This is a genomic window from Delftia sp. (genome assembly GCF_059499305.1).
The window spans coordinates 1-14,949 of sequence record NZ_JCABYI010000040.1; the positions used below are offsets into that span (position 1 = coordinate 1).

The 14,949-nt window shown below is 65.7% G+C and carries 13 protein-coding genes; 4 read left to right on the plus strand and 9 right to left on the minus strand.

Translation table 11 applies throughout. The features are described 5' to 3' along the window. The 3 genes from pcaF to AC5I49_RS27795 form a co-directional block, all read left to right on the plus strand. Positions 1 to 1,055 (plus strand): 3-oxoadipyl-CoA thiolase (gene pcaF, locus AC5I49_RS27785; protein WP_495790182.1); only part of this gene is annotated, 1,055 nt, incomplete at its 5' end. 7 nt (positions 1,056 to 1,062) lie between these two features. Next, positions 1,063 to 1,803, plus strand: coding sequence for an SDR family NAD(P)-dependent oxidoreductase (locus AC5I49_RS27790; protein WP_016450985.1), 741 nt, complete (start codon positions 1,063 to 1,065; stop codon positions 1,801 to 1,803). 175 nt (positions 1,804 to 1,978) lie between these two features. Continuing rightward, positions 1,979 to 2,986: a Bug family tripartite tricarboxylate transporter substrate binding protein gene (locus AC5I49_RS27795; protein WP_017407531.1), complete on the plus strand. Its 1,008-nt coding sequence runs from the start codon at positions 1,979 to 1,981 to the stop codon at positions 2,984 to 2,986. 196 nt (positions 2,987 to 3,182) lie between these two features. On the opposite strand, the gene AC5I49_RS27800 is transcribed toward AC5I49_RS27795, so the two are convergent. From AC5I49_RS27800 to AC5I49_RS27810, 3 genes are all read right to left on the minus strand, one after another. Continuing rightward, positions 3,183 to 3,980 carry a hypothetical protein gene (locus AC5I49_RS27800; protein WP_495790183.1) on the minus strand — a complete coding sequence of 266 codons (798 nt, stop codon included), beginning with the start codon at positions 3,978 to 3,980 and terminating at the stop codon, positions 3,183 to 3,185. Between the two features lie 95 nt (positions 3,981 to 4,075). Beyond that, the gene (locus AC5I49_RS27805) at positions 4,076 to 5,593 is read right to left on the minus strand and encodes an alkaline phosphatase (RefSeq protein WP_016445550.1); all 1,518 of its coding nucleotides are present in this window, start codon (positions 5,591 to 5,593) and stop codon (positions 4,076 to 4,078) included. A gap of 191 nt (positions 5,594 to 5,784) precedes the next feature. Continuing rightward, a complete protein-coding gene (locus tag AC5I49_RS27810; RefSeq protein ID WP_043789997.1) occupies positions 5,785 to 7,200 on the minus strand; it encodes an alkaline phosphatase in 1,416 nt (471 codons plus the stop codon). 194 nt (positions 7,201 to 7,394) lie between these two features. Here AC5I49_RS27810 and AC5I49_RS27815 point away from each other — a divergent pair, with 194 nt between their 5' ends. Next, positions 7,395 to 8,507: an MBL fold metallo-hydrolase gene (locus AC5I49_RS27815; RefSeq protein WP_495790184.1), complete on the plus strand. Its 1,113-nt coding sequence runs from the start codon at positions 7,395 to 7,397 to the stop codon at positions 8,505 to 8,507. Positions 8,508 to 8,561: 54 nt separating this feature from the next. Here the strand turns inward: AC5I49_RS27815 and AC5I49_RS27820 are convergent, their stop codons facing one another. The 6 genes from AC5I49_RS27820 to AC5I49_RS27845 all read right to left on the minus strand — a co-directional run bounded on the left by AC5I49_RS27820 (position 8,562) and on the right by AC5I49_RS27845 (position 14,927). Further along, positions 8,562 to 10,115, minus strand: a complete 1,554-nt coding sequence (locus tag AC5I49_RS27820) for an outer membrane protein assembly factor BamB family protein (RefSeq protein WP_080945260.1) — start codon at positions 10,113 to 10,115, stop codon at positions 8,562 to 8,564. Positions 10,116 to 10,268: 153 nt separating this feature from the next. Then, on the minus strand, positions 10,269 to 11,150 hold the full coding sequence (locus AC5I49_RS27825; protein ID WP_392406293.1) for a class I SAM-dependent methyltransferase: 882 nt from the start codon (positions 11,148 to 11,150) through the stop codon (positions 10,269 to 10,271). Beyond that, on the minus strand, positions 11,147 to 11,767 hold the full coding sequence (locus AC5I49_RS27830; RefSeq protein ID WP_016445546.1) for a DUF1415 domain-containing protein: 621 nt from the start codon (positions 11,765 to 11,767) through the stop codon (positions 11,147 to 11,149). Before AC5I49_RS27830 ends, AC5I49_RS27825 begins: the two co-directional genes overlap by 4 nt. Before the next feature lie 138 nt (positions 11,768 to 11,905). Further along, positions 11,906 to 13,084, minus strand: a complete 1,179-nt coding sequence (locus AC5I49_RS27835) for a deoxyguanosinetriphosphate triphosphohydrolase (protein WP_495790185.1) — start codon at positions 13,082 to 13,084, stop codon at positions 11,906 to 11,908. Between the two features lie 64 nt (positions 13,085 to 13,148). Next, on the minus strand, positions 13,149 to 14,267 hold the full coding sequence (gene aroB, locus AC5I49_RS27840) for a 3-dehydroquinate synthase (RefSeq protein ID WP_495790186.1): 1,119 nt from the start codon (positions 14,265 to 14,267) through the stop codon (positions 13,149 to 13,151). A 129-nt stretch (positions 14,268 to 14,396) separates the two neighbouring features. After that, positions 14,397 to 14,927, minus strand: a complete 531-nt coding sequence (locus AC5I49_RS27845; protein ID WP_016445543.1) for a shikimate kinase — start codon at positions 14,925 to 14,927, stop codon at positions 14,397 to 14,399. Between the last annotated feature and the right edge of the window lie 22 nt (positions 14,928 to 14,949).

The following is a 14,949-nucleotide window of genomic DNA, read 5'->3' on the forward strand; positions in this document are numbered from 1 at the left end:
CCGACGTGCTCTACGGCTGCGCCAACCAGGCCGGCGAAGACAACCGCAACGTGGCACGCATGTCCGCCCTGCTGGCCGGCCTGCCCATCGATGTGCCGGGCGCCACCATCAACCGCCTGTGCGGTTCGGGCCTGGACGCCGTGGGCACGGCCGCGCGCGCCATCAAGGCGGGTGAGGCCCGCCTGATGATCGCGGGCGGCGTGGAAAGCATGAGCCGTGCGCCCTTCGTCATGCCCAAGGCCGAAAGCGCCTTCAGCCGCAGCAACGCCGTCTATGACACCACCATCGGCTGGCGCTTCGTCAACAAGCTGATGAAGCAGCAGTACGGCGTGGACTCCATGCCCGAGACGGCCGAGAACGTGGCCGACGACTTCAAGATCGAGCGCGAAGCCCAGGACCGCATGGCCCTGGCCAGCCAGCAAAAGGCGGCCGCCGCCATCGCGGCCGGCTACCTGGCCAAGGAAATCGTGTCCGTGTCCATTGCCCAGAAAAAGGGCGACGCCATCGTGGTGAGCCAGGACGAACATCCGCGCGCCACCACCATCGAGGCGCTGGCCAAGCTCAAGGGCGTGGTGCGCCCGGATGGCACGGTGACGGCCGGCAATGCCAGCGGCGTGAACGACGGCGCCTGCGCCCTGCTGCTGGCCAACGAGGAAGCCGCCAGGCAATACAACCTGGTGCCGCGCGCCCGCGTGGTCGGCATGGCCGTGGCCGGCGTGGCACCGCGCATCATGGGCTTCGGCCCCGCGCCCGCCGTGCGCAAGGTGCTGGCCCTGACCGGCCTGACGCTGGAGCAGATGGACGTGATCGAGCTGAACGAAGCCTTCGCCGCGCAGGGCCTGGCCGTGCTGCGCGATCTGGGCATTGCCGACGACGACCGCCGCGTCAACCAATGGGGCGGCGCCATTGCGCTGGGCCATCCGCTGGGCGCCTCCGGTGCCCGCCTGGCTACCACGGCCTTGAACCAGCTGCACACGCTGGGCGGCCGCTACGCGCTGTGCACCATGTGCATCGGCGTGGGCCAGGGCATTGCCGTGATCCTGGAAAAGGTCTGAGACAGCGATGAGCACCGTGGACAACAAGACACCCGTCACCGTGGTCAGCGGCGCCAGCAACGGCATCGGCCGCGCCATCGCCGAGGCCCTGCTGGCCCAGGGCCGCGCCGTGGTCAACCTCGACTATGTGCTGCCCGACTGGAGCCATCCGCTGCTGGTGAGCTACCAGGCCGACCTGACCAGCGAGCAGGCCACCGCCGAGGCGGCGGCCCGCATTGCCGCCGCGCACAACGTGGTGGCCCTGGTCAACAACGCGGGCGCCACGCGTCCCGGCACCATCGACAACGCCAGCACCCAGCATCTGGACGATGTGGTGGGACTGCACCTGCGCGCGCCCATGCTGCTGGTGCAGGCTTTCCTGCCCACGCTGCGTGCCTGCGGCGAGGGCCGCATCGTGAACATGTCCTCGCGCGCCGCGCTGGGCAAGCCCGACCGCATCGTCTACTCGGCGACCAAGGCCGGCCTGATCGGCCTGACGCGCACCCTGGCGATGGAGCTGGGCCGCGATCGCATCACGGTCAATGCCCTGGGCCCCGGCCCCATCGCCACCGAGCTGTTCACCAAGAGCAACCCCGAAGGCGCGCCGCAGACCCAGCGCATCCTCAACAGCATTGCCGTGGGCCGCATGGGCACACCGGAAGACGTGGCGCGCGCCGCGCTGTTCTTCCTGTCGCCCGACAACGGCTTCGTCACCGGCCAGGTGCTCTACATCTGCGGCGGCACCACGCTGGGCGTGGCGCCCGTCTGACCGACCGTTTAACCGAACGCCTGACCGAACGCCTTCCCAGGCACAACCCCCTTCAAGAAGAACCACTGGAAGCGCCCGCCTGCACAGGCGGGCGCCACACAGGGCATTGCCCTGGCCCAGCCCGGCGTTGCCGGGCCCGGCCATCCACCTTATTGCCGAATCAGGAGACCTCTCGATGTTTGATCAAACCACCCGTTTCACCCGCCGCCGTGGCCTGCAGGCGCTGGCCGCCGCATCCCTGACCGCGCTCGGCGCCCTGTCCGGCACCGCCGCCCTGGCCCAGGACGGCTTCCCCAGCAAGCCCATCACCATCCTCGTGCCCTTCGCCGCTGGCGGCACCACCGACATCCTGGCGCGCATCGTCGCCCAGGCGCTGCAGCAGGAGCTGGGCCAGACCGTGATCGTGGACAACAAGCCCGGCGCGGGCGGCAACATCGGCGCCGTGGCCGCCGCACGTGCGCCGGCCGACGGCTACACGCTGTTCATGGGCACCGTGGGCACGCATGCCATCAATGCCGCGCTCTACGCCAAGCCCGGCTTCGACCCCATCAAGGACTTCTCGCCCCTGACGCGCGTGGCCAACGTGCCCAACCTGCTGGTAGCCCACCCCAGCCAGCCGTTCAAGACCGTCAAGGAAATGATCGCCTATGCGCGTGCCAACCCCGGCAAGCTGAACTACGGCTCCTCGGGCAGCGGCAGCTCCATCCACCTGTCGGGCGAGCTGTTCCGCTCCATGACGGGCCTGGACATGGTGCACGTGCCCTACAAGGGCAGCGCCCCGGCCATCACCGACCTGCTGGGCAACCAGATCGCCATCATGTTCGACAACATGCCCTCGGCCATCCAGCATGTGCGCTCGGGCAAGCTGCGTCCCATCGCCGTGACCACGGCCAAGCGCTCGCCCGAACTGCCCGATGTGCCCACCGTGGCCGAAGCTGGCGTGCCCGGCTACGAGGCCACCTCCTGGTTCGGCCTGTGGACCCAGGCCAAGACGCCCGCCGCCGTGCAGCAGCGCCTGTACACGGCCATTGCCAAGGTGCTCAAGGACCCGGCCGTGGTCAAGAAGATCAACGACCAAGGCGGTGATGTCGTGATCGACACGCCGGCCGAATTCCTCGCCTACATCAAGGCCGAATCGACGAAGTGGAGCAAGGTCGTAAAAGACTCCGGAGCACAGGTGTAACTGGCCTCCCCCTGAGCCGCTGCGCGGCTTCCCCCTGAGGGGGACGACACCCTCGGTGCGGGGCGGCGCGGCCGGCCCAGGCCCTTCCTCGGTGTCTCCCGCTTTAGGCTGCGCCGGTTTCCTGCGCCGTGCGCTTGAGCGTTGGAATGAAAAAAGAGCTGCCTTCGGGCAGCTCTTTTGCGTTGGGGGCTGGGGTTCAATCCAGCAAGTCGGAGTAGTCACCCTTGTCGTAGCCTTCGATGGCCTTCCAGGGCTGGGCCAGCGGTGCGGGCAGCTTGGTGGCGGTGACGACGATGCGCTCGGTGCCGTGGGAGTCGCTGCGCTCCACGCGGCGGGCGAACTGGTTGGCCACGTCCCAGTCGATGACAGTGGTCTGCTCGCCTGCCTTGCCGCGGTAGCGCTGCACGCCGTTGTGCGGCTTGCCCACGCGCTCCATGCCCTGCAGCGCGGTGGGAGGCACGATCCAGTACACGTTGTCGAAGGAGCCGCCGTAGCCCACGTTGCCGTGGTGGGCCAGGTCCACGCTGATGACGCGGCGCAGCTTGGCCAGGATGACTTCCACGCCCACCTTGCCGTCATCGGCGCGGCGGATGGACAGGGGTGCGGCGCGGGCTTCGTCATGGGCGTGGCCGGCGTGCGGGCCGTGGGCCTGGTCATGGCCGTGCTCCTGGCTCTGGCGCAGGGCGGCGGGCATTTCCCGCTCTATCCACAGCTGGGCCTTGCGGCGGTAGACGCGGTTGGTATAGACGCTGCTGCGCTGCACGCCGTCGCTGCCCACGCTCATGGCTTCATAGGTGATGCGCAGGTCGGCTTCAGGCGTGGCCTGCACGGCGGCCGTGGTGCGCGCCACGGAATCCGCAGGGACTGCGGCCGTGGGTGCGGATGCCGCCGCCTTGGCCGGCTCGGCGGCCCATGCTGCGGAGACGGAACAGGCCAGCAGCACGGCCGCGTAGATGTGGCGCGCCGCGCGCGGCGCCGGAAGGGAGAGCGTCATGGAATCCAGCCAATGCGAAAAAACCGGGGCCGGGCACACGCATGCGCCACGGCTCCGGCCAGGGGTTGGCAAGCAGCCAACGAAGGAGAAAACAATTACAGGCCAGCGGCTTCGCGGACCTTGGAGAACACCTTGGTGTTGTCCATCGTGCCCTTGAAGATCCTGGCGCCCGCGCCGCCGGCGAACAGCATCACGTCGCCGCCGCCATGGGTCTCGGAGCCCGGCGTGCCCAGGTTCAGGCCCACCTCCTGCAGGTAGTTGTCGTCCGTGGTGTCCACGCCGCTGAGGTCCTGGCGCTCCGCGCCGCGAGTGGGCGCGATCCAGGGCTTGTTGCCATCTTCGGCATTGACCTGGCTGGAGGCCGTGGCGTTGGGACGTCCGCCATTGCCGAAGGCCAGCGTGGTGTAGGGCTTGCCGTCCTGGGCCTTGGCCATCTGGCCGCTCTGGTAGTCCTGCACCTTGCCCAGGATGGGGTTGCCGATCCTGGAGTAGCCGTTGAACACCATGTTGTGGTCGTGATCGGCGGTGACGACGATCAGCGTGTTCTTCAGGCCCGGATCCTTCTTTTCCATGTAGGCCATGGCGGTCTCGATGGCGCGGTCGAAGGCCAGCGTGTCTTCCAGCGCGCGCTTGGCATTGGTGCCGTGCAGTGCGTGGTCGATGCGGCCGCCTTCCACCATCAGGAAGAAGCCCTTGTCATTGCGGCTGAGCACATCCAGCGCCTTGCCGGTCATGTCGGACAGGCTGGGCTCGTCCAGCCTTTGCTTGACGCGATCCAGCTCGTAGGCCATTTCGCTTTGCGTGAACAGGCCCAGCAGCTTGGGCGCCTTGGTCGCGTCCAGGGCCGCCAGCTCGCTGCCCTTGGCGACATAGGCGTAGCCCTTGGCCTTCATCATGTCCACGAGGTTGGCCGTGTCCGTGCGCTTGCTGCTGGGGTTGACCGACTTGGGCAGGTAGTTGCGCTGGCCGCCACCCATGAGCACGTCGATGCCGTCGCCCAGCCTGGCGTTGTAGTTGGCATGCCCGGGCACGGACTGCTCGGCAATGCTGTTGTAGCCATTGCGGTTGCAGATATGGGCATAGGTGGCCGCAGGCGTGGCATGGCCCACGCGCGTGGTGGAGATGGCGCCCACGGCGCGGCCCTTGGCCTTGGACAGCTCCAGCAGGGTCTGCGCGGGCTGGCCGTTGCCGGCCGGGCAGGTGGTGTCCTCGCCGTTGATGTACTGCTGGCCGTTGGCCGCGTAGGCCATGGTCTCGGCCGACATGGAGATGACTTCGTTGTTCATCTTCACGCCGGTCATGTAGGCGGCCATCGAGGGCGCGCTGTCCGTGGTCTGGCCATCGCGCGAGAAGGTCTTGATGCGGCTGGCGTAGGGCAGGGACTGCATGGTCAGCGTGGCGCGTTCGCTGCTGGCCAGGGAGCCGGCCTTTTCGGCCAGCTGCTTTTCACCCTTGTAGATGCGCGCGGCGGTCACGGTGACCGGGCCCATGCCGTCGCCGAGGAAGAAGATGACGTTCTTGGCCTCGCCAGCCGCATGGGCTGCAGGCGCCAGCAGCGCCAGCGCGCCGGCCGCCGCCAGGGCGAGGGAGGTCTTTTGGAGGATCGGATGCATGTGGAATTCCTTGAATACTTTGAATGCCTTGATTGCGGTACAAGACCCCGGTCGTACAGCGTGCTAGGACCGCATGAAACCGGCGTGGCCCAGGCGGCGGACGCCGAGCAAGGGCCGCCCCGCAGCGAGGGCGTCGTCCCCCTCCCGCGAAGCGAGAGAGGGGGAAGCGACGCAGTCGCTCAGGGGGTGTTTCATTGCAAGCCGATGCTCTTCTTGATCAGGTTGAACACGGCCGTGTTGTCGATCACGCCCGAGAACGTATCGGCACCCATGCCTTGAGCCCCCAGGAACACGTCGCCGCCGCCGTGGGTTTCGGAGGCCAGGGGCACCACGGCCTCCTGCAGGTAGTCGGGGCTCTCCAGCGTGGCCGCGTCGATGGGACCCCGCGTGGCCAGGCGCTTGGGACCGTTGCCGAAGCCCAGGATGGTGTAGGGATTGCCGTCCACATCGGTGGAGGCCTTGCCGTCCACGTAGTTCTTGACCAGGCCCAGCACGCCGGGCTTGCCGGCCTCGGTCTTGCCGGTGCGCGCGGCATAGCCGTTCAGGTGCAGCGTGTGGTCATGGTCGGCTGTGACGACGATCAGCGTGTTCTTCAGGCCCGGATCGAGCTTGGCCATCTTGTCCAGCGCGGTCTGGATGGCGTTGTCGAAGGCCACGGTATCCTGCAGCGCGCGGCGCGCGTTGGTGGCGTGCAGCGCATGGTCGATGCGGCCGCCTTCCACCATCAGGAAGAAGCCCTTCTTCTTGGCCGACAGCGCGTCGATGGCCTTGCCCGTCATCTCGGCCAGGCTCGGTTCCTTGGTCGCGTCGCGGTCCAGGTCATAGGCCATGTGGTCCTTGGTGAACAGGCCGGCGATCTTGCTGCCGTCCACGGGCAGCTTGTCGAACTCGCTCTTGTTGGCGGCGTAGCTGTACTTTTGCGTCTTGAACTCGGCGATCAGGTTGCGGCTGTCGTTGCGGCGGCCGCCGTCGGCCTTGGGCGTGAAGTAGTACGAGCCACCGCCCAGGATCACGTCCACGCCGTCGCCGAGCTTGCTGTTGTAGCCGGATCCGCCAGGCACCAGGGCCGCGGCAATGGTGTTCTCCGCATCGCGGTGGCAGACGTGCGAATAGGTGGCTGCTGGCGTGGCATGCGTGATGCGCGCGGTGGAGACCACGCCCGTGCCGTAGCCGGCGGACTTCATCTGCTCGAGCAGCGTGGGAACGGCCTGGCCGTTGCCGCTGGGGCAGGTGCTGTCGTAGTTGGTGTGATAGGCCTTGCCGCTGGCATCCGTGGCCTTGGTGTCGGGCGTCATGGAGATGACTTCGTTGTTCATCTTCACGCCGGTCATGTAGGCGGCCATCGAGGGTGCGCTGTCCGTCACCTGGGCGTCGTTCGAGAAGGTGTGGACGAAGGCCGTCTCGGGCAGCTTGTCCATGGTCAGCTCACCGTCTTCGCCCACGCTGTAGATGCGCGCGGCGGTCATGGTGGTGATGCCCATGCCGTCACCCAGGAAGAACAGCACGTTCTTGGTCGGGGTGGCAGCGGACGATCCATCGCTGCCGCCACAGGCGCTCAACAGCAGCGACGCACCGGCCAGCGCGCTGCACAACATCTTCAGTTTCATGCGGATATCCCTCTGTAGGCAGGGGACCCCGCGGCAAGGCCGCGCCCTCCCCCTGTTGATTGATTTGTGCACTGTAGGAACAGCCCGTGACGAGCCAGTGACAGTCAGCCCAGGCCGGCAGGCGTATCGTTGCAGGCAAGGCGCTGAGGGCCGGATAGCATTGCGGCCAGCCCAGCGACGGAACAAGGAACCCCATGAACCAGACAGCCCAAGACCCGATCGCCTCGCAGGCCCCGGAAGCGCCGCCCAGGCCGGTGCTCGACTACCCGTTCGAGGCGCCGCCGCAGCACGGGCAGACGCTGGAGGTGGCGCCCGGCGTGCTCTGGCTGCGCATGCCCCTGCCCTATGCGCTGGACCACATCAATCTCTGGGCCATCGATGACGGCCAGGGCTGGGCCCTCGTCGATACGGGTGCGCGCACCGACGAAGGCGTGGCCACCTGGCGCGCGCTGTTCTCCCAATCCACCGATGGCCGCTCGCTGACGCGCGTCTTCGTCACCCACATGCACCCCGACCATGTGGGCCTGGCCGGATGGCTGACGCGCAAGTTCCATGTGCCCCTGTACATGACGCGCCTGGAGTACCTCAACTGCCGCGTCGTGGTCTCGGACTGCAGCCGCGAGGCCCCGCCCGACGCCATCGCCTTCTACCGCCGCGCAGGCTGGAGCGACAGCGCACTGGAGTCCTACCGCGCCCGCTTCGGCAACTTCGGCAAGCACATCCATGCCCTGCCCGACAGCTACCGCCGCCTGCACGATGGAGAGGAACTGCGCATAGGAAAACACCTGTGGCGCGTGGTGGTCGGCAGCGGCCACTCGCCCGAGCACGCCAGCCTGTACTGCCCCGATCTCAAGCTGCTGATCTCGGGCGACCAGGTGCTGCCGCGCATCTCGTCCAACGTCTCGGTCCACCCCATGGAACCCGACGCCAACCCCATGGCCGACTGGATGGAGTCTCTGGAAAAGGTCAGGCGCGAAGTGCCCGACGATGTGCTCGTCCTGCCCGCGCACGGCGATTGCTTTCGCGGCCTGCATGCGCGCATCGATTCGCTGGTGGCAGGCCAGGAGCGTGCCAGCGACCGGCTGCTGGCCGCCCTGGCCGAGCCGCGTCGCGCCGTCGATGTCTTCGGCGCCCTCTTCTCACGCCCGATCAGCGAATCCAGCCCCGCCCTGCTGGGCATGGCCACGGGCGAAAGCCTGGCCTGCCTGAATCATTTGATGCATGCGGGGCAGGTGCAGCGCAGCATCGACGGGGAGGGAATTGCCTGGTATCAGGCAGTGAAGACTGCCGGTCAACCCGCGCAGTGACCCCAGACGAAGTGGAGCTAGCAAAGAGGGACGACGCGCCCCTCTTTGAGGATTTCATTGAAGATTGACAGCAAACAAGCCGCCGTCCGCGGGACGACCGATATACAGGATGCCCTTGTCGGACGCCATGAGATTTCCATTGACGGGGAAGCGCCAGTTGATCGCATGACTCGTACGGCTGATTGCGTAGGTTGCCGAACCACTCTGGCGATTGGATGACACGAAAACCAAGTCACCGACGACGATAACCTCATAGACCGGCTCGGCTGTTGGAAAAAATGGCGCATCTGGCAGAGGTGTTGACCACAACAGTTCGCCGGTCACAGAAGACCTGGCTTCCAAGGCTGCCGTCCCATAGTCATTCCGAGGCGCGTTGACAACATAGACCGTTGCATCAGCGAGCGCAGGAGTGCTGCGAAAGCCGGAGAGAACCGACCAGAGTTTCTTTCCCTGCGTAACCGAGAAGCTGCTCAGCGATGAACCTGCATAGTTGAAATGCGATGCCAGAACCCTTTCAGAGCCATCTGCAACAGTGGTGAATGGCCGGCTGGCTCCCTTGCTTTCCTGCGTGGCAAGGCTCACCAACTTGCTGCCGTCTACCGTACTCACAATATGCAAGTTCTCGCCATCCAAAACATGGATGCGACCCGCAGCCATGGACGGGGTGAAGAACTCGACCGATGCAATAGCAGGCGCAGCCCATTGCTGCACCCCGGTTGCCATCGCGAATTTGCGACGGCTGCCCTGGTAGATGAACGCATCGTCACTCAGCAGTTGGTCACTCAAGGGGCGCGCACCCGGCTCACCAAGGCGAGCGAGCAAATCCCCATTCTCCGCATCAAATGCACTCAACGTGCTGCCTCCGTTGCCATCCTGAACATGGGCAAACACTTTGCCTTGGCTGATTACAGGAGTATCCGCTGTGGCAGGCCCCTGCCACAGCAACGCGCCATCGTTCTCGTCCAGTACTCTGAGCTTGCTATACAGCCTGCCGCGAGCGGCAATCAGTGGCTCCTGATATTGCCCTTGCTGGCGCCAACGCAGAGAAAACTTCGCAGGATCCATCACAGAGGTGGTCGCCAAATATGCGGTGCGCTGAGCATTCGCACGCAGACCGGACCAAGCAACAGCCCCTGGGAGGTCCGCCAGCGGCTTCAAATTCGGCGTATTTGAAACAACTTCGATCTGGTAGGACAGCGCCCACGGAGACCCCGGATAAGGAGATTTGCAAGAACGGGGCTCGTCCTTGCACAGCGAGATTTTCAGCACGCCCTCATGCTTGCCCGCTGGCAACCCCCGTGACGTCTCCAGATGGAGCTGAAACTCAGCCGTGCCGCCGATTTGTGCCACCGCATCCTCAGCGAAGGCCGAGGTGGACTGCACCAAAACGTTCAGAGGATCTGCAATGATTTTGGAAGACTTGGCCTTGACCACCACCTGCGTCGACTCCCCTTCAAGCACAGCAATGTCAGGCTGCTCGAAAGAGAATGCAATCTCGCCGCTGCCCGGATCAGGAGTCGGGTCCGTGGGCGTAGTTGGAGCAGGAGAGCCCGACCCACCACCACAGGCGGAGAGCAATAGCGCGAGACAAACAGAATACTTCAGCATGTTTTCTTGAGATTGAATGGAATAACGAAACGCTGGGTCATAGGCCCAGCCTCCTCCCCCGCCATTATTCTCAAGAACAATCAACCAAACAAATCGAAAGCAGCTCGCTACCCTAAAAATTCTGACGACCAACCGCCAATAAGTTGGACAGGCTCACACGATTTCCAGCCTCGGATAGCGGTGCGCCAGCGTCTGCTCCAGCCCGAACTGCGCCAGCAGGGCACGGAGCCGCTCGACCGCACTGCGCTTTTTCTGCCCCGTGTAGCGCGCAATGATCAGTTCGTTTTTCATGCTGTGCTCCCAGCCCACCAGCTCTGTCACGGTGACCTGGTAGCCGCAGGCCTCCAGGTACAGGCAGCGCAGCACGTTGGTGAGCTGGCTGCCCATTTCGCGGGTGTGTATGGGATGGCGCCACAGTTCGGCCAGCGGCGTGCGCGTCAGGCTCAGCGCCTTGGTCTGGCGCAGGCAGGCTGCGACCTCGGCCTGGCAGCAGGGCACCAGCACCATGGCCTTGGCCTTCTTCTCCAGGCCGAAGGCGATGGCGTCGTCGGTGGCGGTGTCGCAGGCGTGCAGGGCCGTGACCACGTCGAATTGCGCAGGCATGAAGTCGGCATGCGTGGACTCGGCCACCGACATGTTCAGAAAGCCCATGCGCTCGAAGCCCAGCTCGGCAGCCAGCTTCTGCGAAGCCTCCACCAGCGGCGCGCGCGTTTCTATGCCGTAGATATGGCCGCGCCCCAGCGGCTTGAAATACAGGTCGTAGAGGATGAATCCCAGGTAGGACTTGCCGGCGCCGTGGTCGGCCAGGGTGACCGCATGGCCGTCGGCCGACAGTTCTTCGAGGATGGGCGCGATGAACTGGTAGAGGTGGTAGACCTGCTTGAGCTTGCGGCGCGAATCCTGGTTGATCTTGCCTTCGCGCGTGAGGATGTGCAGTGCCTTGAGCAGTTCAATGGACTGGCCGGGCTTGAGGCCCAGCTGCGCGGTCACATCCTGCTCGGGCTTTGCGGCAGGCTTGCCCTGGCGCGCCTTCATTCGGCAGCGCCCGGCTTGGCTGCGTGCGCCATAGGGCAGCGCGCGCCCACACCCAGGTCCAGCCAGCCTTCGATGCCGATCTTCTCCAGCGTCTCCATGTTGCGCTCGTAGATGGATTCGGCTTCGGGGAACACCTCGACCGCCTTGTCTATGCTGTCCTCGCGCAGCAGGTGCAGCGTGGGATAGGGAGAGCGGTTGGTGCAGTTGGTGACGTCGTCGGCTTCGGTGCCCTCGAACTGGAACTGCGGGTGGAACGAGGCCACCTGCAGTATGCCGCCCAGGTCCAGCTCCTCGACCATGGCGTCGGCCACTTCGAGAAAGTCGTTGAAGTCCAGGAAGTCCTGCAATGCGTGCGGCAGGATCAGCAGCGTGGTGTCGCGCTTGTCCGGGGAGGCCTCGGCCAGGGCTTCCAGCTCGCGGTGCAGGTCTGCCGCCACGCCTTCGGCGTCGGTGGCCTGGCTGACCGTGTAGTGGATCTGGCCCTTGATGTGCACGCCCTTGGCGAAGGGGCACAGGTTCAGGCCGATCACGGCCTTTTCGAGCCAGTGCACCGTATCCTCGATCACGGTGACAGGCGGAAACTCGGCCGCGCGAATCTCGTGGTTGGTATCGGTCATGGCTGTGCCCTTCAAAAATGCGAACGGGGGCACTGCGCCCCCAGACATTGCGAAACCGTCCAGGAACCCTTCCCTGCCCTGTCACGCAGGGTCCGCATTCTAGCCGCGCCGCCCCGGCGACGCCGTTGCTCGGATTTCTCAGCCCAGCAGGCGCAGGCCCGTCAGCAGCTCATGCTCACGGGCCGCGTAGCGGTCCGTCATCCCGGCGATGAAGTCGGCCACCACCCGCGCACGCGCCGATACGTCCTCGGCCAGTGTGGCCCGCTGCACGAAGCGCGGCTTCATGCGATCGGGCTCGACCATGTAGGCCGCAAACAGCTCGGCCACCACCTGCTGCGCGCCTTCCATGGTCTTCACCACCTGCTCATGGCGGTAGAGATTGCGGAACAGGAACTGCTTGAGCTGCTGCGACTGCTGCCTCATGGTATCGCTGAAGCCCACCAGAGGGCCAGGCTGGGCGCGCACCTCGTCCACCGAACAGGGCCGCGCCTGCGAAATGCGCTGCTGCGTGGCGGCGATCACGTCATAGACCTGATCGCTGAGCATGCGGCGGATGCTTTCGTACAGCAGGCGCCGCTCGGCCAAAGGCATGCCCAGCTGGGGATGCTCGGCCAGCGTTGCATCGTGATAGCGCGCGAACAAAGGAACGGCCTCGCGCAGCTGGGCCATGGTGATCAGGCCGGAGCGCACGCCATCGTCCACGTCATGGGCGTTGTAGGCAATGGCATCGGCCAGATTGCACAGCTGGGCCTCCAGCGAAGGCTGCCGGCCCAGCAGAAAACGCTGCGCCACCCCGCCGGGCTCGCGCGCCTCCAGGTGCTCGGCATTGGTGCGCGAGCAATGCTTGAGAACGCCCTCGCGCGTCTCGAAGCTCAGGTTCAGGCCGTCAAAGGCTGGATAGCGCTCTTCCAGCCGGTCCACCACGCGCAGGCTTTGCAGGTTGTGCTCGAAGCCGCCATGCGGCTGCATGCAGGCATTGAGCGCATCCTGGCCCGCATGGCCGAAGGGGGTGTGGCCCAGGTCGTGGGCCAGGCAGATGGCTTCGACCAGATCCTCGTCGAGCTGCAGGGACCGGGCGACCGAGCGGCCCAGCTGGGCCACTTCCAGCGAGTGCGTCAGGCGGGTGCGGAACAGGTCGCCCTCATGGTTGACGAAGACCTGAGTCTTGTAGACCAGGCGCCGGAAGGCCGAGGAATGGACGATGCGGTCCCGGTCGCGCTGGAAGTCGCTGCGCGTGGGCGCAGGCGCCTCCGGGAAACGCCGCCCCCGGCTGAACGCCGGGTTGCAGGCATAGGGGGCCAGGGCCTGTTTCTGCATTCGATCGCCTCATCATGCTGACGAGGCCACTCTAGCAGTTCCTGCTTGCCCCCTGCGCTGCGGATCAGGCGCAGCAGGCGTTGATGACCTCGCGCACCATTGCGTCGGGGGCCGAACGCATGATGGCCTTGCCGGGCCCGTCAATGAGAACGAAGCGGATCTCGCCCGCCTCGGACTTCTTGTCCACGCGCATCAGTTCCAGATAGCGGCCAGCGTTGTCACGCGCATCCAGCACGGCGCCGCGCACCGGCAGGCCCGCACGTTCGATCAGCACGCGCAGCCTTTGCACAAAGGCGGCATCCACCAGGCCAAGGCGCTGCGACAGCTCGGCCGCCATGACCATGCCTGCGCCCACGCCTTCGCCGTGCAGCCAGTTGCCGTAGCCCATGCCGGCTTCGATCGCATGCCCGAAGGTGTGGCCGAAATTGAGAATGGCGCGCAATCCGGCCTCTTTCTCGTCCTGCCCCACCACCCAGGCCTTGATCTCCACGCTGCGCTTGATCGCGTGCGCCAGTGCAGTGCGGTCGCGGCCAAGCAAGGCGTCCATGTTCTCCTCCAGCCAGGCCAGGAAGTCCATGTCGGCGATGGGCCCGTACTTGATGACCTCGGCCAGGCCGGCGCTCAGCTCGCGCACGGGCAGCGTGTCCAGCGAAGCCAGATCGCAAACCACCAGCTGCGGCTGGTAGAAGGCGCCGATCATGTTCTTGCCCAGCGGATGGTTGATGGCGGTCTTGCCGCCCACCGACGAGTCCACCTGCGACAACAGCGTGGTGGGCACTTGCACGAAGGGCACGCCGCGCATGTAGCTGGCGGCAGCAAAGCCCGTCATGTCGCCGATGACGCCGCCGCCCAGCGCGAACAGCACGGTCTTGCGGTCGCAACCACCGGACAGCAGGTCATCGAAGATCAGATTCAGCGTCTGCCAGTCCTTGTGGGCCTCGCCATCGGGCAGCACCACGGTCCGCACGCTGCGGTAGCGCTGCTCCAGCACGCGGCGCAGTGCGGGCTCATAGAGCGGTGCGACCACATCGTTGCTGACGATGACGGCCTGTGCCGCAGAAGGCAGCGCGGCATAGGTGGCTGCCTGGTCCAGCAGGCCGGTGCCGATGGCAATCGGATAGGAGCGCTCACCCAGGTCAATGGTCACGACCTGGGCAGCAGGCGAGGAGGAGGCGTGGGGCAAGATGATGTCGCTCCAGGGGAGAAAGAATGAAAAGGTTTCCGCGACACGGCAGCGCGCCCGGCAACTGCCGATCTTAAAGAAAAAGGCCCCGGCAAGTGCCGAGGCCTTTGGTGTTCCAGCGGGCAGCGTTCAGGCCAGTTCCGCCTGCATGCGTATGCGCTGGGCGGCCTGCGCCACAGACAGGCCGGATGTCTGGATCACGAAGTGCGCCGTCTCCAGATACAGGGGCTCGCGCTGCAGCAGCAACTCGCGCAGGCGCAACGCCGGATCCTCCACCTGCAGCAAGGGCCGCGTCACATCGTTGCGCAGCCGCGCGGCGATGTCCTCTGGCGTGCAATCCAGGTAGAAGACCTGGGTGCGCTCATGCAGATGGCGGCGGTTTTGCTCGCGCAGCACCACGCCGCCGCCCGTGGACAACAGCAGGCTGGATGTGGAGGCCGACAGCTCATCAATGACCTGCGACTCCATGTCGCGAAAAGCCTGCTCGCCCTCACGCTCGAAAAACTCCCGGATGCTGCAGCCCAGGCGCTGCTCGATCACATGGTCCGAATCCACAAAACGCATCGACCACAGGCGCGCCAACTGGCGCCCTATGGTCGATTTGCCGGAGCCGGGCAGGCCGATCAGGGCCACCCGGGTTACCAAGCCTGAAACATCCATTTGCTGTTACCGCACGGGCCAT